General features: G+C 39.8%; 21 protein-coding genes and 1 pseudogene. 12 read left to right on the top strand and 10 right to left on the bottom strand.

The features are described from left to right. Positions 1-88 precede the first annotated feature (88 nt). Positions 89-592 carry a nuclear transport factor 2 family protein gene (locus QNI15_RS31370; RefSeq protein ID WP_313994877.1) on the bottom strand — a complete coding sequence of 168 codons (504 nt, stop codon included), beginning with the start codon at positions 590-592 and terminating at the stop codon, positions 89-91. A 296-nt stretch (positions 593-888) separates the two neighbouring features. After that, on the bottom strand, positions 889-2,529 hold the full coding sequence (locus QNI15_RS31365) for an alpha-L-fucosidase (protein ID WP_314035658.1): 1,641 nt from the start codon (positions 2,527-2,529) through the stop codon (positions 889-891). Positions 2,530-2,840: 311 nt separating this feature from the next. On the opposite strand from QNI15_RS31365, the gene QNI15_RS31360 reads away from it, so the two are divergent. Then, complete coding sequence (locus tag QNI15_RS31360) at positions 2,841-3,698, top strand: AraC family transcriptional regulator (protein ID WP_314035655.1); 858 nt, start codon at positions 2,841-2,843, stop codon at positions 3,696-3,698. 159 nt (positions 3,699-3,857) lie between these two features. Here the strand turns inward: QNI15_RS31360 and QNI15_RS31355 are convergent, their stop codons facing one another. After that, on the bottom strand, positions 3,858-5,030 hold the full coding sequence (locus tag QNI15_RS31355; RefSeq protein WP_314035653.1) for an amidohydrolase family protein: 1,173 nt from the start codon (positions 5,028-5,030) through the stop codon (positions 3,858-3,860). A gap of 393 nt (positions 5,031-5,423) precedes the next feature. Further along, positions 5,424-5,693, bottom strand: a complete 270-nt coding sequence (locus QNI15_RS31350) for a hypothetical protein (protein WP_314035652.1) — start codon at positions 5,691-5,693, stop codon at positions 5,424-5,426. Between the two features lie 12 nt (positions 5,694-5,705). Between QNI15_RS31350 and QNI15_RS31345 the strand changes: the two genes are divergently transcribed. From QNI15_RS31345 to QNI15_RS31335, 3 genes are all read left to right on the top strand, one after another. Continuing rightward, the gene (locus QNI15_RS31345; protein WP_314035650.1) at positions 5,706-6,083 is read left to right on the top strand and encodes a hypothetical protein; all 378 of its coding nucleotides are present in this window, start codon (positions 5,706-5,708) and stop codon (positions 6,081-6,083) included. A gap of 268 nt (positions 6,084-6,351) precedes the next feature. Further along, entirely contained in the window at positions 6,352-6,660 is a 309-nt protein-coding gene (locus QNI15_RS31340) for a hypothetical protein (protein WP_314035648.1), read from the top strand. 134 nt (positions 6,661-6,794) lie between these two features. Further along, a complete protein-coding gene (locus QNI15_RS31335) occupies positions 6,795-6,980 on the top strand; it encodes a hypothetical protein (protein ID WP_313994858.1) in 186 nt (61 codons plus the stop codon). Between the two features lie 62 nt (positions 6,981-7,042). On the opposite strand, the gene QNI15_RS31330 is transcribed toward QNI15_RS31335, so the two are convergent. After that, positions 7,043-7,795: a hypothetical protein gene (locus QNI15_RS31330; RefSeq protein ID WP_314035646.1), complete on the bottom strand. Its 753-nt coding sequence runs from the start codon at positions 7,793-7,795 to the stop codon at positions 7,043-7,045. A gap of 110 nt (positions 7,796-7,905) precedes the next feature. Between QNI15_RS31330 and QNI15_RS31325 the strand changes: the two genes are divergently transcribed. Continuing rightward, positions 7,906-8,376, top strand: a complete 471-nt coding sequence (locus tag QNI15_RS31325; protein WP_314035644.1) for a T9SS type A sorting domain-containing protein — start codon at positions 7,906-7,908, stop codon at positions 8,374-8,376. A gap of 29 nt (positions 8,377-8,405) precedes the next feature. On the opposite strand, the gene QNI15_RS31320 is transcribed toward QNI15_RS31325, so the two are convergent. Together QNI15_RS31320 and QNI15_RS31315 are read right to left on the bottom strand one after the other, a co-directional pair. Then, on the bottom strand, positions 8,406-8,981 hold the full coding sequence (locus QNI15_RS31320; protein ID WP_314035642.1) for a Crp/Fnr family transcriptional regulator: 576 nt from the start codon (positions 8,979-8,981) through the stop codon (positions 8,406-8,408). 35 nt (positions 8,982-9,016) lie between these two features. Continuing rightward, on the bottom strand, positions 9,017-9,364 hold the full coding sequence (locus QNI15_RS31315) for a hypothetical protein (RefSeq protein ID WP_314035640.1): 348 nt from the start codon (positions 9,362-9,364) through the stop codon (positions 9,017-9,019). Between the two features lie 613 nt (positions 9,365-9,977). Here QNI15_RS31315 and QNI15_RS31310 point away from each other — a divergent pair. The 4 genes from QNI15_RS31310 to QNI15_RS31295 all read left to right on the top strand — a co-directional run bounded on the left by QNI15_RS31310 (position 9,978) and on the right by QNI15_RS31295 (position 12,171). Continuing rightward, complete coding sequence (locus tag QNI15_RS31310; protein WP_313994844.1) at positions 9,978-10,430, top strand: MarR family winged helix-turn-helix transcriptional regulator; 453 nt, start codon at positions 9,978-9,980, stop codon at positions 10,428-10,430. A gap of 24 nt (positions 10,431-10,454) precedes the next feature. Then, on the top strand, positions 10,455-11,054 hold the full coding sequence (locus QNI15_RS31305) for an epoxide hydrolase family protein (protein ID WP_314035638.1): 600 nt from the start codon (positions 10,455-10,457) through the stop codon (positions 11,052-11,054). Continuing rightward, positions 11,017-11,595 (top strand): alpha/beta fold hydrolase, encoded by a 579-nt coding sequence (locus QNI15_RS31300; RefSeq protein WP_314035636.1) that lies wholly within the window; start codon positions 11,017-11,019, stop codon positions 11,593-11,595. The genes QNI15_RS31305 and QNI15_RS31300 overlap by 38 nt, the downstream gene beginning before the upstream one ends. Positions 11,596-11,766: 171 nt before the next feature. After that, on the top strand, positions 11,767-12,171 hold the full coding sequence (locus QNI15_RS31295; protein ID WP_313994838.1) for a nuclear transport factor 2 family protein: 405 nt from the start codon (positions 11,767-11,769) through the stop codon (positions 12,169-12,171). A 152-nt stretch (positions 12,172-12,323) separates the two neighbouring features. Here the strand turns inward: QNI15_RS31295 and QNI15_RS31290 are convergent, their stop codons facing one another. Beyond that, the gene (locus QNI15_RS31290; protein WP_313994835.1) at positions 12,324-12,650 is read right to left on the bottom strand and encodes a winged helix-turn-helix transcriptional regulator; all 327 of its coding nucleotides are present in this window, start codon (positions 12,648-12,650) and stop codon (positions 12,324-12,326) included. 115 nt (positions 12,651-12,765) lie between these two features. Here QNI15_RS31290 and QNI15_RS31285 point away from each other — a divergent pair, with 115 nt between their 5' ends. Next, positions 12,766-13,539 (top strand): SDR family oxidoreductase, encoded by a 774-nt coding sequence (locus tag QNI15_RS31285; protein WP_313994832.1) that lies wholly within the window; start codon positions 12,766-12,768, stop codon positions 13,537-13,539. A 37-nt stretch (positions 13,540-13,576) separates the two neighbouring features. Here the strand turns inward: QNI15_RS31285 and QNI15_RS39030 are convergent. Continuing rightward, positions 13,577-13,645: pseudogene (locus tag QNI15_RS39030) on the bottom strand (RagB/SusD family nutrient uptake outer membrane protein); the annotation flags it as partial. A 727-nt stretch (positions 13,646-14,372) separates the two neighbouring features. Here QNI15_RS39030 and QNI15_RS31280 point away from each other — a divergent pair. Then, positions 14,373-17,102, top strand: a complete 2,730-nt coding sequence (locus QNI15_RS31280; RefSeq protein WP_313994830.1) for a PQQ-dependent sugar dehydrogenase — start codon at positions 14,373-14,375, stop codon at positions 17,100-17,102. Positions 17,103-17,417: 315 nt separating this feature from the next. Here the strand turns inward: QNI15_RS31280 and QNI15_RS31275 are convergent, their stop codons facing one another. Further along, positions 17,418-17,633, bottom strand: a complete 216-nt coding sequence (locus QNI15_RS31275; protein ID WP_313994828.1) for a hypothetical protein — start codon at positions 17,631-17,633, stop codon at positions 17,418-17,420. Between the two features lie 428 nt (positions 17,634-18,061). On the opposite strand from QNI15_RS31275, the gene QNI15_RS31270 reads away from it, so the two are divergent. After that, positions 18,062-18,949 (top strand): hypothetical protein, encoded by an 888-nt coding sequence (locus tag QNI15_RS31270; RefSeq protein ID WP_314035635.1) that lies wholly within the window; start codon positions 18,062-18,064, stop codon positions 18,947-18,949. The last annotated feature ends 83 nt before the right edge of the window (positions 18,950-19,032 follow it).

Raw genomic sequence — 19,032 nt, 5'->3', positions numbered from 1 at the left:
AGAGTAAGTATATGTAGACAGACTTTTTCGCTAAATAGTAAATAGCTGTACTGTAGATGTATAGCTTCCTCTGGTTCTGACGTATGTTTTACTTGGCAAATAATGTTGCCCCATCCCAATGCTCTACCGCTTTGCCATTTACTATACGCCACTGGTCAAACCAGGTAGTGGTGTAGGTCTTGCCAGGATCGTTTGGATTCTTTTCTTCTTTAACAAAGGCTACAGTTACCAGATCTCCTTCTGCAACCACAGATACTACTTTACTTTTCATTTTGTCGGGTATGGGAGATGGCTTCACCTTTAAAACGTTGGTGAAAAATTTCACAACTGCTTCTCTGCCATTAGCTGCATTCGGATTGTGCTGTATGTAATCTTCTGCAATGTATTTGTCTGCAAGCTCCCAATGATTACATTCCAACAGGTCTTTTACTATATGATAGACGACCTGTTTGTTTTTGTGTAATCTGGTATCAGAACTGGTAAATAATTTTTCGGGATCGGCTGCACTGGTTACAGGAGTCTGTGCCTGCACCTGAAAGGCAGATAGTGATACCAAAAGGGATACAATAATTCTGAAAGGTGTTAGTTTCATGACTTTGAGAAGATTTGGGTTAAAGTGATTTATCCAGTATGGTGGTGAAATGTTTTGCCATTTAACTGATAAATATAGTTGGTAGTTTAGCGGCGAACAAGTCCATCAACGAAGTTCCTTATAACTTATACCGAAGCTAAGTATTCAAACCCAGCGAGTTATTTTTTCAACTCTTGAACAGGATCTGAAATGGATATGTGGTGTGTAGAATCTGGTTCTTCTGTCTGGATAACCTTGTTCTTTTCGTCCAGTAACTATTCTTATTGCTAGCAGAAAAGAACAAGATTAAATCACGGTTAACTTATCTTCAATACATTCGCATAGGATAAATCAGGCTTTGATTCAGGAAAAGTTATATGTGTCCCATCCTGATTTTGTTCAAATACAAGTTCTTCCCCTGTACCTATCAAGGTGATTTTTTGTATTTGTCTGAATGCTGAGGGTGTAAGGCTTTTGATTGAGACTTTTCCTGTCTGAGGCCAGCCAAGAAGAGTTGCATAGAGAATATCTCCTTTGATAGCAAAACGGACATCTTCACCAGTAAAAGGTTTACCTTTGCCCTCATTAAATCCCTGAGCGTTAAGAGGTGCTGCCTGATCCATAGCAGGTCCTTCTCCAAAAATCTTCCAGGGTTTGGTTTGGTAAATGGATTCACTGTTCTTCTGCATCCATTGCCCTATCTCTTCTACTATTGCCCGTTCATCTGAGTCAATTGTACCGTCTCCACGAATAGGAACGCTTAACAGCAGGTTGCCGTTTTTACTAACTACATCTATTAATGTATGGATAACTGTACGGGCACTTTTATAGCCATGCCTTTCATATAAAGATCTATCATAATGCCATCCTCCAATACACGTATCAGTCTGCCAGCTAAAAGGCTCTATGGTATTGCTCTGGCCTCGTTCTATATCCCAAACCATACACTGGCGTTGTTTTTCATCAAGGATCTTCCCATTAATAACTGCCTGCAAAGATCCTTTTTCGTGGATACTTTTGTTATATAGGTGCGCAGCAATTCGTAACCCAGCGTCACTGATAGGCCAAAGAGGCAAAACGGTGTCATCGAAATAAACCAGATCCGGAGAATAGTTATCAATCAGATCGATAGTTCTCAGAAAGAATTTTTCACAGTATGCTTTATTCGGCACAGACACTCCGTTTCCCCAATTCCATTGCTTATGGATTTGACCATTATCCAGACTGTTTACACTTAAAGGGTGATTCTGGGCATATAATTCCTGAGGATCTAATCCTTGCCACCATTTTCCTTTTCCTTCTTCAGCCGAAAGTTTTCCATCATAGGCTACTCCTGCATAAGACCCGGACTTATCGGAACGCTGTGACGTTTCAAACCAGCTCCAGGCATGGGCCGCATGGACGCTGACTCCAAAGTACAAGCCAGCTTTGCGGGCTGCCTTCTCCCATTCACCAATGATATCTCTCTTTGGACCAACTTTTAGTGAATTCCATGACTGATATTTACTTTTATACAAATCCAGATTATCATGGTGATTTGCCAGGGCAACAAAGTATTGAGCTCCCGCTTGCTTATATAACTTCATAAGCGCTTCAGGATCCCAATTTTCAGCTTTCCATTCATGAATTACATCCTTGAATCCAAACTTGGAAGGGTGTCCATATTTTTCCAGATGAAATTTATATTTATGGGTACCTTCCATATACATTTCTCTTGCATACCAGTCTCCCGCTTCTGGTTGACATTGTGGACCCCAGTGAGCCCATATGCCAAACTTTGCATCGGTGTACCATTTGGGTACTTTGTATTGTTGCAGAGAATCCCAATTTGGTTTAAAAGGTCCTTTCGCAATAGAATCTTTTTGCGATAGATTCGTTGCTTTAACCTGAAGAGGCTGAGCCATTCCTATAAAGGGAACTATTCCTGACAGTTTTTTAATGACACTTCTTCGTTTCATTTTCCAGGTGATTAACTTCTTAACTATATAAACGATTTAATTACTGTCCTACTATTCTCACATAATGATACTGTATTCTCTTGATCATATCAGAAATAGAGTCTGACAGTAGGAAAAGACAAGTTTACCAAAAGGTGCGTCCTATGGATTATTTGAGATTGGACATAAGACAACTTACTCTCACAAAGATAGATGGGGTTTGGTGCTTTCTGGTATACAAATAAGACATTACTATATATAAATCCGACTTTCTACTTATCTTTACTAAACATGAGTCTGTTTCTAAAACTGTCTTTCTATTACAAATGACCTTGAAATCGAACTTTTCTCTACTAAATGCAGATTATGTCAAATTGAATAAAAGCTGGAACTACCAAAATGTTATTAGTCCATTTTACAGATTGTATCTGATTGATCAGGGAGAAGGGTCGGTTTTTAATGCATCAAAGGAATACACACTTGAGAGTGGGTATTTATATCTGATTCCCAGTTTTACAATTTGCAATCATGTTTGTACAAACTATCTGAAGCAGTATTATTTGCATTTTATTGAAGAGAGTGCTGACGGGACGTCTTTATTCGACTCAAACCGCAAAATTTTTAAAATCCTTGCCATTGACACAGATTATATCCTTTTTCAACGAATCCTAAAGCTGAATCCAAACCGGGGATTACAAAGTTCAGATAACCCAAAGGAATACGAAAAACAACCTATTTTAAAGGGCTTTCAGGAAAAGAATCGGTTATTATCCTTATCTGCCTATGCTGAAACACAAGGAATACTTTTACAGTTTTTGGCTCGTTTTCTGGGATTAGAAAATTATCAGCCGACAAATGCTGCCAATATCCCATCAAAGATCCTTCAGACAATCCATTATATTCAGACACATCTGCAATTGCCACTAACAGTGGAATATCTGGCCGAACAAGTAAGTCTTAATTCGGATTATTTCTCAAGATTATTTCATCAGTATACTGGTGAGAGACCTTTGCCATATATTCAGCAAAAGCGTATTGAAAGAGCTCAGTTTCTGCTTATAACTACAGATTTTCCCTTCTCTGAGATTGCTGTGGAGGCCGGATTTGAAACTGTCTCGTATTTCTATCGGATATTTAAAAAAATCACAAATCAAACGCCTGGAGAATACAAGGCGAATCATCAATTCTAGCATATATTTAAAATATCTCTGTGTCGATTTGATAGTTATACTGGCTAAATAGAATTATAGACTATTTATTGGTATACACAATTTTACCATCTTTAATCACCATGTGAACCTTAGTGATGACATCTTTGAAGCTTTCTTCCAGATCACCCTCAAATACGACTATATCCGCATAGGCATTTTGCTTAATGACGCCAAGTTCTCCTTTTTTTTCAATACCAATGCAGCATTCCAGGTAGCAGACTTTAAAATTTCATTTACAGGTAGACCTGCTTCCAGATAGCCAATCAAAACATCACGAGTACCAGAAGCTCTTGAATATTCCTTTATCTTGTTATAGAAGTCGGATCCACAAACAATTGTTACCCCATTTTGATAAGCTTTACTTAGTCGTTTATGAAAGCCATCTAATGCTTCTTTCGCATAGTCTTCTGACAGTCCTACCCCTTTTACCATAACAAGTGCCCTTTCCTTTGAAAGATCAGTAGGAACAAGATATATTCTTTTTTTGGCCATTAATGCCAATGTCGAATCCCCAATTGCGTAACCATGTTCTATGCCATCTACACCAGCCAAAGCCGCATGATGAACCGATGTAGGATCTGTGGCATGTGCTGTAACGGTCAGTCCGTTTTGATGCGCTGTTTTAACTACTGCTACCAATTCTTCCCAAGTTAGTTTTTGTGAATCGGTATTGACACATATTTTAATAACATCTACTTGTTTTACCCTGTGTTCCAAAACTGCCTTGGTTGCATCTTCGGCTCCATAAATCACACGATATTCCTGATTTATCAGATGAGTATATTTCTCAGGTAGTTTATTGAACTGTCCACCCTTAGGAGAAATAATCGGACCGGAAACAAACATTCTGGGACCTGGTTTTTCTTTTTCAAAAATCTGCTTCAATTGCAAATCCAGGTATTGACCTGAGTTTCCAAGATCCCTAACAGTTGTAAAACCTGCCTTCAAAATTTCTGCTCCAAACTGTATTCCTTCCTGAATTCTTACCGAAGCGGGTTTGTCAGAGGCTTCCTCCATACCAGTTTTTGATTGATCCATATCTAACAGAAGATGGGAATGTGCATCGATCAGACCGGGAGTCACTGTAGCATTTTTTAATTCAATCACTGTTGTTGCTGCAGGTACCTTTAAATTCGTCCCTACCTTGGCAACTTTGTTTCCAATGATCAAAATTTGTTGGTTTAGTAAAAAAATATTTTTTTCAGAATCATACATTTTTCCTGCTTTTAGCAGAATATTCTGATTTTGAGCATAGCTGTTGACTGACAGGAGCAGTAAAACGATCTGTATACACTTACTAAATATCTTCATATAACTTTGCAGATTGTGCTTTCAATCATATTACCTATGAACCAAATTATTCATAGGTAACTGTTATTTAGTTATGAGCAATTTGGTTATTGGGCTGTTACTTACTTATCGACTAACTCTATAAGTGCAGAAAATATGTATTTATGCGTAAAGTAAAAATGAGTTAGTAAAAAGTGTCTACTTACTGTATTACCAGAAAACAATAATCCCAACATACACCTCTGTTAGTGTAAGTCGGGTTTGTGTTTGGGATAAGATAAAAATTTATTCAGACCAGGAGCCAATGTTTTATCTTATTAGTCATTCAGGCTTTTATGCAGTATTTCATAAAAGCAACTAGTGTTTAAAAAACTTTAAATTGACGGATATAATTTAACAAGTTTAATTCTTGCATCAGCTTTTGTGAATTGCTAGTTTATCTTCTTTAGTTTTTTCATTTTGTTTATTTTTCCATTTCTCAACCACCTTTATAATTCCCTCTTTGCTTGAGAATGGCCTGTCAAGTTCTTGCATTGTGAACACTGAAAACTCAATTTTAGCAATGTTTAACCAAGATCCGTGGGCAGGTGTAAATAATTTCCATTCTGTCAATGTAGGCCTTTGCCACATCAACTGCAAAATAATCATAGAAAAAGTAAAGTTTATATGTGCTGAAATATACAAAGGTTTTTTCCAATGATGGAAAAGTTAATTATTCATTGTTATTGTATCGTTTTACAAGAAGGATGGGCAGACAGATGGTTTTATCAGGATCAATGGAAAGCTAAAACCCTTGATAGTGAAAAAGTTAGACTCGAAGACTTTGAACAACAAAGTCAAGAATGGAAAGATATATTTGGTAAAAATCCTCAGTATGGATTACTTCTTATTCAATATAATAAACAGACATTTGTTATTTGGTTTGAATACATTTATTCTTTACTTAATGCTAAGTTTTTACCCGCAATTTCTAAGATGTGTAGAAATGAGGATTACTTAAGTCCTCTTATGCTCAATGAAGGATATTTCTTAGAAATTAGGAATGTTTTCCAGAACATTCAACGATTGCTATAACAAGCCGAAATTAATATTATAGTGATAAAGATTTACTTTCTCAGGAAATCACCATACCTAAAAAAGATTTTATTGTAAGAATATACGAAATTATTGAATATTACAATATACTAATGGAGAGAGCCGGCTATCACATCACGGAAAAAATGATATATTTGGAATATGAAAGCATATAATTGGCGATGCGATCTGCAGGAATTTTGATTTAATCCTATTTTTTAGGAATAAAAGTGTCTAAAATCTTAAGGTGTTAAAAAGACATAAGTCTATGAGCTGGTTTACAGACGAAGAAGTAGATGAAATTCAAAAAAAACTGAATATAGATCAGGATTTTTATACCTACAGAACCCATCTTAATGAGATGGCAGGTTGGAGGTCTAAAATTCTTTATCGTCAAGAATCTGAATTTGGATATTGCAATTTTGATATTGTTAATAAAGAGAAATTGGATCGGTTGCGTTTGAAAGAACCTGCTATAAACTATATTCTTGATAAAGCCATTCTCTCAATTGGCGCGGATTTTGAGTTAGAGTATCCAGGAATAGAACAAAAATTAAGAGCAAAGCTGAAAGAGTAGATTCCTGTAAATGGATATTTATTTTTTACACTTGAAATTTTATTTGACGATTCCTTTTAGACCTCAGTTACTGATGGAGTTTTTTTGTTTTAGAGTATATTATACATTTTGCTTCTCAACAATTAGCGACCCTGTTGTCAGGACGTCTAACGGCTACTACCCCCATACATTTGCTTTCCTGTAGTGACCTTTCATCCGCCAAAGAGCTTTCAGTTGCCTTATGTGACCAATTGGTATATGCAGTAGAAGAAATGGTAAAGGTGCATACAGATGAAGGAATTACCACTGTTTGCCGTAATGGCGGGAGCTTTAAACAGTGACTTATCTCAAAAATGGACAAGATATACAGAGAAAGTTTTACTCAAGCCCAATTAAGAAACACCTAAGAGGAACAAACGAGTTGCCTGTTTTTGCTTTTTACTATTTGTCCAGACATAGTGTTGAGAGGAAATAATGTTTCTTCTATGTATCTGTGATTTGAAAAGTCATTCGGTTGCATCCGGACCAGGTCGTAAGGACATATTTGTGTTGATTTAGAAATACTAACAAACGTTCCAAAACGAAATGTTTGTTGGCTCAAAGCCGAAACAATCCGTGTGTGCTGTTGTAGTTGCTTGTTGGCAGGAGTAGTACTTTTCGTTGCGATATTAGATTGCTGTTGAGCTACAAATGCTTCAAAATCAATATTTTCCTGTTGTTCCAGCTGTTCAAAATATTTCCAGTTAGCATAGGCAGCCTGAGCCCTGACACAGATTTCATCCCGTTTGGCTTCTTTCAGTACCAGCTTAGCCACATTGTCTTTATCTTTCTTGCTTTCTATCACAGCCAGGTGATGTTCATTGCGTTTATACTTTTTGTCAATTTCTTTGAACTCCTTCTCAACTTTTTTCAGTGTTTTATCGCGTTCTTTGGAAGAGGCTGCCTGTTCCAGCTCTGTCTTCTGGTTTTGTAGTTGGTGTAAAAGACCCGTCAAATGTAGTTGTAAGACCCGAGAGGTTTGTTCATCTTCAGCAAGTAGCTTAATCCGTTTTTTCATGTGATGAATCCGTTCATTTTCACGAGCTTCAAAAGCTAGTAATCGGTAATAGTCGGATCTGTTTTTGCGAATTGCTGAAGCTAACGTTCTCTTTGCCATAGAATTACACTAATTGATTTTTAGGTTGTTTTAATACCCTGAAGATACGAAAATGGCAAACCTGCTCCAAAAATATTCGAACTATGTTCAGGGTTCACAATCAGACGGCTATGAGTTTTTTTTCTGTTAATCTGGAAGGCGGTGCTCCTGAACTGGTCAACTTGGATGTGATTGCTCAGGCTGGGGGAGCTAACCGAGCTATTGCCCGTACTTTCCCTGTTACAGTCACAGATGGTATACTGGATGTGGTTTTCTCCAGTACTGTGAGTCGGGCTATGATTGCTGCTATTCAGATTGTTTCTCCAACTTCAGCCAGAGTAAGCACTACAGGAGAAGATAGTAAATCTCTAATTGAACTGTATCCTAATCCTTTTGCGGATCAACTGACATTGAAAATAATCCCTCTAACTGGCCTGGCCTACATTCGCGTAACCGATTTGATAGGCAGAGTAGTTTATCAGGCTACCCAAAGATCGGGTGAGGAGATACTAAATTTATCTGGTCTGAGCAAAGGTATGTATTGGGTTACCCTTCAGACGAATGGAGGAGTTATTTACTCAAGAAAGGTAGTTAAACAATAAGGGCTACTTCTATGAAAACGATGGTTGAATTATAGTTTTTTAGCCTTTCGTAGCATACTTAAAAAAGCAGCAGTGATACCCAGGTAGCTGGCAATATGTTTTTGGGCAATGCGTTGTTCCAGACCCGGGTAATGATGGCGAAATTCGTGGTATCGTTCTTCCGCCGTTTGGGATAGATTGGACGTAATGCGTTGCTGATATAAATCAAATCCGTTTTGTGTAAGAATACGAAAAAAGCGTTCGAGTTTTGGCACTGTCTCAAACAGTTCTTCCAGGCTGGGCAATGATATGCAATACACGTAGCTCTCTTCTAACACCTGGATTGAATTGAGTGCAGGCTTTTCTTTAAAAAAGCTGACAATATCACAGGCCCACCAATTTTCAGGGTAGAAGCAAATCGTATGCTCTTCGCCCTGTTTGTCTGTGTAAAATAGGCGTAGACAACCTTGTTTAACAAAATACATGGTACGGTTGATTTCCCCTGGCTGCAGCAGAAAGGTGCGTTTGGCTACCTTTCTCTGCTGCATCAGGGCAAGCGTTTTTTCCTCTTCCTGCTCAGAAAGTTCAATATGCATAGCAAAGTTGGCAAGGATCAGTTCGTGCATGGCGCAAATTAAGTATTACCAGGTAGTTTCGGGTATTACAACGCAGTTTTCTGGGTCATAAATAGTTTTAAATCTGTGAGTGCAGCTTCTCGTTGTGGACCTGCGATTGTGTGATAAGCTTCACTTTCCGCAATGATTTTAAATGCCTTGGCGGTCGGATACTCCACCAGTAGAATCGCATCCCAATCGTCTTGTTCTGACGCAACGATGTTACTAACAACCTCGCTCATCAGCATTACTTTAACCCCCTCAATACCAAGCTGAGAGACCACATGATTGAAAGCAGGAATATAGGTTTCAATGTAATGGGATTTGTCTCTGAATTTTAACATGTTCAGCATAAGTACCGGGCCGTTAACCTGGTCAAAATCGGGTAGTCTCATTGTCTTTAAGATTAAGGATTATAGAAATAAGGGGCAAAACAAAAGAACTGGTTGTCCGAAAGTTTCAGATTATTCCATCCGGAATAGTACACTTGTTTGATAGAATACACTTTGCTAGGGTATTCTTGGGTATGTGGTATCAGCTTCCATGTTTTCCCTGTAACAAAGGTCGAAAGCAATTGGCTGAAAAAAGTTTAACTAGTTGAAGATTTTAAAAAAGAACACTCTCTCCTGTTTTTGCATAGTGTCTGTGTGGACTGACTCAGAACCAGATTACCTGAAAAGGTTCTGGTTATAGAAATTCTGGCTGGAGAAGTTAGGAAGACAGATCAGTTCTTGTACCGATAAAAATGAAGCTTGCAATCGGCTTACTACTATCTGTTTTGGTTGAGTCTTTGGAAAGAAGAAGCGAATACCAACATACTTTGTTAGCAAATACCTGTTGGTGATCGTAATATTCTGGTATCGTTTAAATAAAGCCGGCGCTGATAAATATCTGAATTTTGCATTGTTACTATTTTAGATGGCTGATTAATAGGATAAAATAAAAAGTACCAGCAGGACTTGTATCTGAATTTATCAAAGTTAACTTTGCAAAAAAAACTTTGGTAAAATGGTAAAGACAGATAAGCAGCTTGCGCATGATCTGCGTGAGTTAATAGTAGTTTTGTATAGGCAGATGCAGAAACATATCAGTAATGAAGAACAACTTTCTGTTGCTGCCCAGAATATCATGTATCAGCTCACACAGAAGGATGAACTCTTACCCTCTGAGTTATGTACCCTGCTCAACATCTCCTCACAATATATATCTCAGGTTTTTAACCAGCTCGAGAGCCTGGACTATATAGCCAGGAAACCTTCTGCCAGTGACGGCAGAAAAACATTGGTCTCTCTTACTACGAAAGGGAAGCTGAAAGTACAACAATCCCGAAAGGAACGAGAGGAATGGTTAGCCGGTTTAATTGCAGAACGTTTGTCGAGTACGGACAAAGAAGTGATAAAAAAGGCACTGGGGCTACTAAATACATTGATTGAGCCTTCTGTTTCTTCTATTAATAGCTAACAGAAAGCAGTATACTATCTCTGTATGAAATCAACTCTTACACCCTTTCGGATTCAAATTCCGGATGCGGAAATTCAGGATCTGCGTCAGCGACTCACCCATACCCGTCTGCCCAATATACTCAATGGGACTGGCTGGCAGGAGGGAACGGATCCTGTCTATCTTCGGGCATTGCTACAGTACTGGGCTAAAGAGTATAACTGGCGACAACGGGAAGAATGGATGAATACGTTTGATCATTACCTGGCAGAGATAGAGGGTGTTAAAATTCACTTTATTCAGGCAGAAGCGAACCAGCCTAATGCAATCCCTCTTCTGTTGATGCAAGGGTGGCCGAGCAGCTTTGTACAAGTGCTGGATATTCTTCCTTTACTAACCAATCAGGCTGGTGATGCTGCAATCCATTTTGATGTGATTGCTGTTAGTATGCCAGGGTATGCTTTTTCAGAATCACCAACAGAACACGGGATGAGTTTTGCCCGGATCGCAGATCTTGTGGTTCACTTAATGGTCGAGATATTGGGATATAAACGTTTTGCTGTCCGAGGGTCTGACCAGGGGGGCATTAGTACAACAGCAGATCGGTTTGAAATACCCCGAACGCCTGATAGGGATACATCGTAGTGGTATTACTCCTTTCCTGCATCCATTACCAGCAGATTTGGATCAAGGAGAAAAGGCTTATCAGAAACAAGTGGAAGTCTGGGCACAACGGGAAACGGCCTATGCCCGTTTGCAGGCTCTTCGTCCTGAAACACTACTGCCTGCACTGGCTGATTCCCCGGCAGGCCTGGCCAGTTGGATCATTGAAAAGTTCCAGCGGTGGGGTGATTGCGGATCAGATCCAGACACGCATTTTGGCCGGGATAAACTTGTAGATAATCTGAGTTTGCACTGGTTTGCCTTGGGAGGGGCAGGTGCTGTCCGCCTTTATCATCAAGCAGGCCGCGATCCGGGAATGTCCGGACGTGTAGAAGTGCCTACCGCTATTGCCATGCCATTACGGGATGGGATCACGGTGCCAGCTCCACGCAGGTGGGCAGAACGTTTCTACAATGTCCGTCAATGGACGATTATGGAATCAGGAGGCCACTTTCCGGAATGGGAAATACCAGCTGAATTAACTCAGGACATTCGCAAATTTTTTGTAAGTCTCAGTACTTAGTTCCTTAACAGAAGAAAGTAGTCTGGCTGGATTACTTACAACCATGGAAATTTACTACCATGGAAATTATCTCCATACAAGTTGGCTGGTTAATTCACTATATCAACACAACTTTTCTGAAAGCTTTGTCAACCCCCTATCTGTAAAAACAAGCCCAAACAAACTATCATTATGCAGACAGATCTTCAAGCTATTGTATCAACCTTTTTAACCGTATTGGAAAATCGTAAGTCATCTGATGAGCTCGAACCGTTTTATCATCCGGATGCTATTCAGATTGAGTATCCCAACACCTTAACCAAAAACCTGACCAAACGGAATCTGCAGGAACTGAAGGCTGCTTCTGACAGGGGGCTAAATGTATTGCAGAAAGAAAAATACGAAGTGTTGCACTCCTATGTATATGGTAACACTGTAATTATTGAAGTTATATGGACCGGTGTTCTCAATATCCCATTAGCCAGTATCCCAGTAGGTGGGGAGATGAAGGCCTATTTTGCTCAGTTTTTTGAGTTTATGGATGGAAAGATCATTCGTCAGCGTAACTATGATTGTTTTGAACCTTTTGGAGCGTAAGGTAACAGCGAAATAGGGTAGAAGATACATTTTACTGGAAAAGGAAAACTTTGATTAATATAGCTGATAGGGTACATGTTAATTTAATTGTTGTTTGAGTAAGTGATATGTATGTAGTGGGATGTCTACCCATGAAGCCCTGAATAAAATCACTACCCTACATACTCTACTCCCCATTTATATAATTCATTGATAATGGGTTCGAGCTTTTTCCCTTTTTCTGTCAATGTATATTCTACCGTTGGGGGAACCGTTGCAAAAACCTCTCTGGTTACAATCTGGTTTTCTTCCATATTCTTCAGTTCTTTGACTAACATCCTTGTATTGATGCCCGGAATCATACGTTCCAACTCACTGAATCGCTTTTTTCCCGGAAACAAAGCGTAGATAATAGACATAGCCCATTTTCCGCCAATAACATCTAAAATTTCCTGCAGGGTACATCTGTCTTTACTTTTTTTTATCTTTTTCTCGCTCATAAACAGTTGATTTTGTGTTTTGCTTTACTTTGTGTTATTACTTCACATTCGTGTAACTACTTTCAAAAGTAAAGTAATGGATTTACTTTTACAACTCATTTTAAAACAGATTAATATGTACAATACATTAGAAGGCCAGATCGCATTGGTCACTGGCGGAACAAAAGGTATCGGAAAAGCGATTGTTGAAAAACTTAGTGATTTGGGTGCACACGTTATTGTGACAGCACGTAGCGAACCCAAAGTGAAAATAGGATCTGATTTCATTCAGGCAGATCATTCTCTGCCAGAAAGTGCAGATATCATTGCCAGGGAAATACTCGAAAAGTATGGCAAAATAGACATTATTGTGAATAATGCAGGTGCAAATCTAAGCCCAGGCGGAGGCTACAATACACTGCTGGATGAACACTGGAACATTGAGTTTCAACTGAATTTGATGGCAGCCGTACGCATCAATAAAGCATTATTACCGACTATGATAGCGCAAAATTGCGGTGTGATTATCAATATCTCTACGGGTGCGGCCAAACAACCCATTTGGGATTTGACTATGTCTTATTCGGCTGCAAAAGCAGCATTGAATGCATACAGCAAAGCCTTGGCAAGTGAGGTGGGTGCAAAAGGGATACGTGTAAACGTGGTAGCTCCGGGTGTTGTTAAAACCCCCTTAATGGAAGAATTCATTGAAAATATAGCGAAAACGTCAAATATGACAATAGATCAGGCTTTTCAGTCTATAATGGATAAAGTAGGAAATGTCCCATTAAGTAAAATGGCTGAACCCGAGGAGGTTGCCAACGTAGTAGGTTTTTTGGTTTCTTCGGAGGCAAGCTATATTACAGGTGCTATTTATTCGGTTGATGGAGGTGCCTTACCTGTAATCTAAAATAATCCCTTAAAACCAGTAATCTGGTTTTAAGGGATTATTGGTAATACCCTGGGTTCTGAATTAAATTTTTATTGGCATCAATCTGACTTTGCGGGATAGGTAAAAGAACCCGGTGATACCATCAGGCAAGGATTGGAGTATGTGTATCGCATTGGTAAAGCTACTCGCCACCTTGGTATTTAATCTGTTAGTGGAAGAGATTTCATAGGTTTCTGGCCACTTGATGAATAAGGCCCACTGTAATAAAATGCAGTAGACCTTATTTTTGGCTATCTATCCATAAAAACTTTAGTTGATAGGGATCTTTCTATTTTCAGTCATATCTATTCAATATATCCCAATTGCAGCCTCTTCCAACTTTTTTAGACTTTCGTTAAAAATATATAGTCATAGATGTCTTTGACATAAGATAGTCATAAATGTCTTTGATATAAGCAGGATCAATGATTAATAATCAGTCTGAGAGCGAGCTTCTTCGCCTTCTTACCGTATTCAATCTCTACCTCTGATGGGTACTATTCGTCTGATAACACAATTTTAATACATCTGTCTACTTTTGCATTTTCTTTTTTCTTACTTTTAGCAAGTTACCAACTGCTTCTCTATTTTTAATCAACTAATCTATTTTGAGAAAGAATAGACCTTCATTCCATGTTCTGATACTTTCTGAAAGCAGATCATTTGACAGTAAGTATCCTGAAACAGATTTGGATAAGTTTGTGATTACCTTCATTGATTCCCACTCCATTTTTTGAATTGGTCAACAAGCATTGGTAGCTATTTTTAACTATTACCCTTATTTTATTTTTTACACTTTCACTATCAACCAGATGAAAAATCTCTTACACACACACCTTCCCGGTGGATCATTTAAAAACAGTATATTGCTCAGCTGCCTTTTGTGGCTTTCCATGCAGATGGGTATGGCACAGAGCTTTCAGACTAACTTTGCAGGCGTTCAGATTGCGACAGGTCTTGATCCGGTAGGGATTGATGTAGCCCCTGACGGACGTATTTTTCTGGCTGAGAAAAACGGAAAGATACGAATCATTAAAAATGATGTATTGTTACCTACTCCTTTTATTACCATTCCCAATGTAGACAACTGGAACGAAAGAGGATTGCTTAAGGTATTGCTGGACCCGAATTTTACTACCAACAAGTATGTGTATGTATACTACACTTATAAACCAGCCAATAGTACAGTGAGCAACAATCGGGTAAGCCGTTTTACGGCTAATGGAGATGTGGCCGTACCAGGCAGTGAGCTGGTGCTGATTGACATAGATCCGCTGGGTTCAGTAGGTTACCACAATGGAGGGGGACTGGCTATCAGAAATGATCAGTTGTTTATCTCTGTTGGTGAAAATACAGTAACTTCGAACTCACAATCCCTTTCTACACTGAAAGGCAAGATTCTTCGCATCAACACAGACGGAAACATTCCAGGTGATAATCCTTTTTATACCACCGCAACAGGTGTAAACCGAGCTATCTGGGCACTGGGTTTTCGAAATCCCTTCCGGATTAGTGTACAGCCGGGAACAGGACGGCTTTTCATCAATGAGGTGGGAGCAGGGACATGGGAAGAAATTAATGAAGGCATAGCTGGCAAAAACTACGGTTGGCCTGCCATCGAAGGCGCCCGGACTACACAAACGCCTCCTGCCAACTATCAGGACCCTTTCTATGCCTATAATCATAGCCAGGGTTGTTCCATCACAGCTGGGGCTTTCTACAATCCTGTTACGTCAACTTTCCCCGCTTCCTACACTGGCAAATATTTTTTTGGTGATTACTGCAATGGCTGGCTGCAGACTATTGACCCAGCTACTAAAGCAGTAGCTACTTTTGCTACAGGTATTAACCGTCCACTGGAAGTAGCTGTAGCCAACAACGGAACTTTGTATTTTATCGCCAGAGGAGGTATTCCCGGAGGCTCTGATGATGCCAATACCTCCAGCAACAATGGTGTATTGTGGAAAGTAAACTATACAGGAAACGGAATTCCTGTGATCGGTGTACAACCTGCCAGCCAAACTGTATCAGCCGGACAGTCTGTTACCTTTACCATAGTTACTTCGGGCAATCCGGCTCCAACGTATCAATGGCAACGGAATGGGGTAAACATTACAGGTGCTACCTCAACCAGCTATACAATCCCTGCTACCTCGTTAAGTGATAATGGGGCTAATTTCCGAGTAATTGTGCAAAACTCGGCAGGAACTGTTACCAGTAGCGAAGCTACACTGACTGTATTAAATAATCAACTGCCAGTAGCAACCATTGCCTCACCTACTTCTGGAAAGACCTATTCAGGTGGTGATGTAATTACCTTTACTGGTACAGGTACCGATGCAGAAGATGGCACATTACCCGCCAGTGCGTTTACCTGGAAAATTGATCTTCATCACGTTGATCCTCCGGTTCATACACACCCTGCTATGGAAGCCACTAGGGGCATTACCTCGGGAAGCTTTACCATTCCAACAGAAATGGAGACTTCTCCTAATGTATTTTTCCGGATTTACCTTACTGTAGTGGATTCTAAAGGTGCTACTTCAACTACATACAGGGATATTACACCTATCACCTCTACCATTACGCTGGCTTCCTCTCCGGCTGGATTGTTGCTTCGACTGGACGGAAGCACGGTTACGGCTCCTTATTCGTTCGTGGGTGCCAGTCGCATTCAGCGTGAACTGGATGCTGTTTCGCCCCAAACCGTGAATGGTGTCACGTATGTATTCTCCTCCTGGTCGGATGCAGGTGCTAAAGCACATTCTATTTCCACGCCTTCAGCCAATACAATTCTTACCGCTACTTTTGTTCCTGCTACGTCAGGCAGCATTGTGGCAGGAGGGATTTATGAACTTGAACCCCAAAACGCTTTAGGCCAACGACTGGATGTACGAGGTATCAACACGGCCAATGGCACAGTAGTGGAGTTGTATCAGAGTAACAGTGGTCTGAATCAACGTTGGAAGTTTATTGATAGAGGAAACAATATCTATGAACTGGAACCTCAACATGCACCTGGCACACGACTGGATGTCAAAGGCCAGAGTAGTGCAGACAATGCCGCGGTACAGATCTATGCTTCGAATGGTGGCCTGAACCAACGCTGGAAATTAATCAGCAAAGGAAATAACATATACGAACTGGAACCCCAGTGCGCCATAGGAAAACGCCTGGACATTGGATTGCTCAATAATGAAACGAGGGCTGTAAGCAAGACAGCCAACTCCGGAGCCAGTCAAAGCTGGAAGCTGACCCTGATTCCGGTATCTGCGGCTGTCAGCACAGAGTCCTTAAGCAACTATCCGAATGCTTTTGAATCAGAGACAACCATTTCTTTTAAAAAGCCTGTTGAAAGCAAAAAGGCACTCATACAGATTTATAATCCCAACGGCTTGTTGTATCAGACCCTTGATGTAAGTACCAACACTTCCGGACAGGTCAAGTTTAACGGCAAAGAAGCGAAGGCAGGGGTGTATGTCTATACATTGGTGGTAGATGGAAAAGTGATTGCTTCCAAACGATTTGTGATTGCTCATTAATAGAAAAACAACGGCAATGAAGGAATAAGACTCAATTTCCGAATAGAGGATCTTATTCCGAAATTGCCGTTGTTTTCTTATTGTCAGAAAACTGTCTGATTGCAGCAATTAGTCCTTTATCTGATTAGACTCACATTATCTCCATGACTCCAGCGTTTCAAACGGCACCACTCCTTATATTCTCCATTAGTAAACTCTTTGTATTTTTTGCCTATTTATCATAATTATACTTGGGCATAGAAACTTAACAAGGTCCTGAATCAGGAGCCACTCGATCTGAGTGATGATTACCTCCAAGAAAAGAAGCCATAGCCTTTAATCTTGAAAAGAAACATAGTCTTTGAATACTCCTGCTGTATTGGTTTTGTATACAGCAAGGATCTGACCTGTATCTTGCTGAACAAAGCTATCTCTGACAAATTTACGTTTTATACCTACTTGAGAAATGACATTACTTCCATATATACTCAGGTAAGTTAACGCATCAAAGGGTTGCGCATTCAGGGTGCTATGGTAAAAGTCTGTAGCCAACCAATATATCAGCTGCTAGTTACCCACGCATCATGAGCTTGCTCTTGACTAAGCGGATAATGCACTACTGTAGCTATTGCGGTTCTATTTCAGGAAATCAATGAGTCTACAGTAGTGCATATCCGCATCGAGTTGAGCAATCCTGAAAACTTTTGGATTATTGTCCACTCCATATTTATCTGGGTATTTCTTTTTTTAATCAGAATAGGTTTGAAAAATAGTGTATATGCCTGTGACCAAACCCGCATGTATACAACTACACATATTCGTGTCTTGAATACCTGTTGTAGAGTAAGCTACATTTGTTATGTAAGGCTGAGTCTTTTATCCGGATAAATCTCTTGCCGGCAAAGTACACAAGCAACCATCTGACAAGCATGAGGTTAGTTATAAGTCGAACTGTTTATCAACCTTCACTCAAACATTGTATGAAAACCTATTCAATTACTCAAAAGCTGTTTCTAATTGTCTTATCTGTAGTGACGACCTTGTCTAGTTCCTGTCAGAAAGAGAATGAGGTTATCCCACAGCTGCCCCCACCTGAAAAAGGAGCGAAACTGAACCTGATTTTACCAACGCTTCCTACTGCTCATATATCGAGTATTTACAATGGCGACTATGGTATTGAATTTCTCTATCGCAGAGGCAGTTCTGTACCGAATTCAGCCATTATTAAAGGGTATAAAAATGGTGTAAATGAACATTACCGGGGCATCACCACTGACCATTGGAGCTTCGGCTATGACGCAGACCTGCATCTAACGAAGGTGACCGGCGAAGATGGAACCGTCTTTCAGGTGAGTACCAATACCGATGGAGCTATCACTCAGGCTATTTGCTATGTGAATGGAGCGGTTCGGACTACACATACACTTAGCTACAATGCTTCGGGGCAATTGATCAATCTCAATCAATTATTTGTTGGGATGAATGGAGTTTCAGACAGTAAAGAACAGTATGTGTTTACCTACCAGCCAGATGGAAACCTGAATACCCTAACCTGTACCAATACCATTGCTGCGTCAAGTTATGCCATTCAGGCCACAGGACATGATTCCAGCCGTAGTCCCTGGCTGACTACCCATGCCAATACCATTTTTTGGTGGATGGAAACTGTATTTGGTCATTTAGTATATACACCGGGTCAATTGTTATCCTACAAAAATAATGTAACCAGTTATGTGTACACCCGTCCTTCGCTCAATCCCAAGAATCTGAATGTTAACTATAGTTATGAAAATACTTACCCTGCTCTACTAGTCTGCTCCGATCCTTTGGTATGGAACAATTTCCGCTTTACATACTTTTACCAATAATTTTACTAATAAAATGCATGATTCAAATGCCTGATTACAGGACATTTTCCGTTGATTTCTGGTCCATTCATTCTCCAGAAGTC

This window comes from Xanthocytophaga flava (assembly GCF_030068545.1).
In the GTDB taxonomy this organism is placed as follows: domain Bacteria; phylum Bacteroidota; class Bacteroidia; order Cytophagales; family 172606-1; genus Xanthocytophaga; species Xanthocytophaga flava.
The sequence above is the reverse complement of the archived record's forward strand: the minus strand, read 5'-3'. Positions and strand labels throughout refer to the sequence as shown.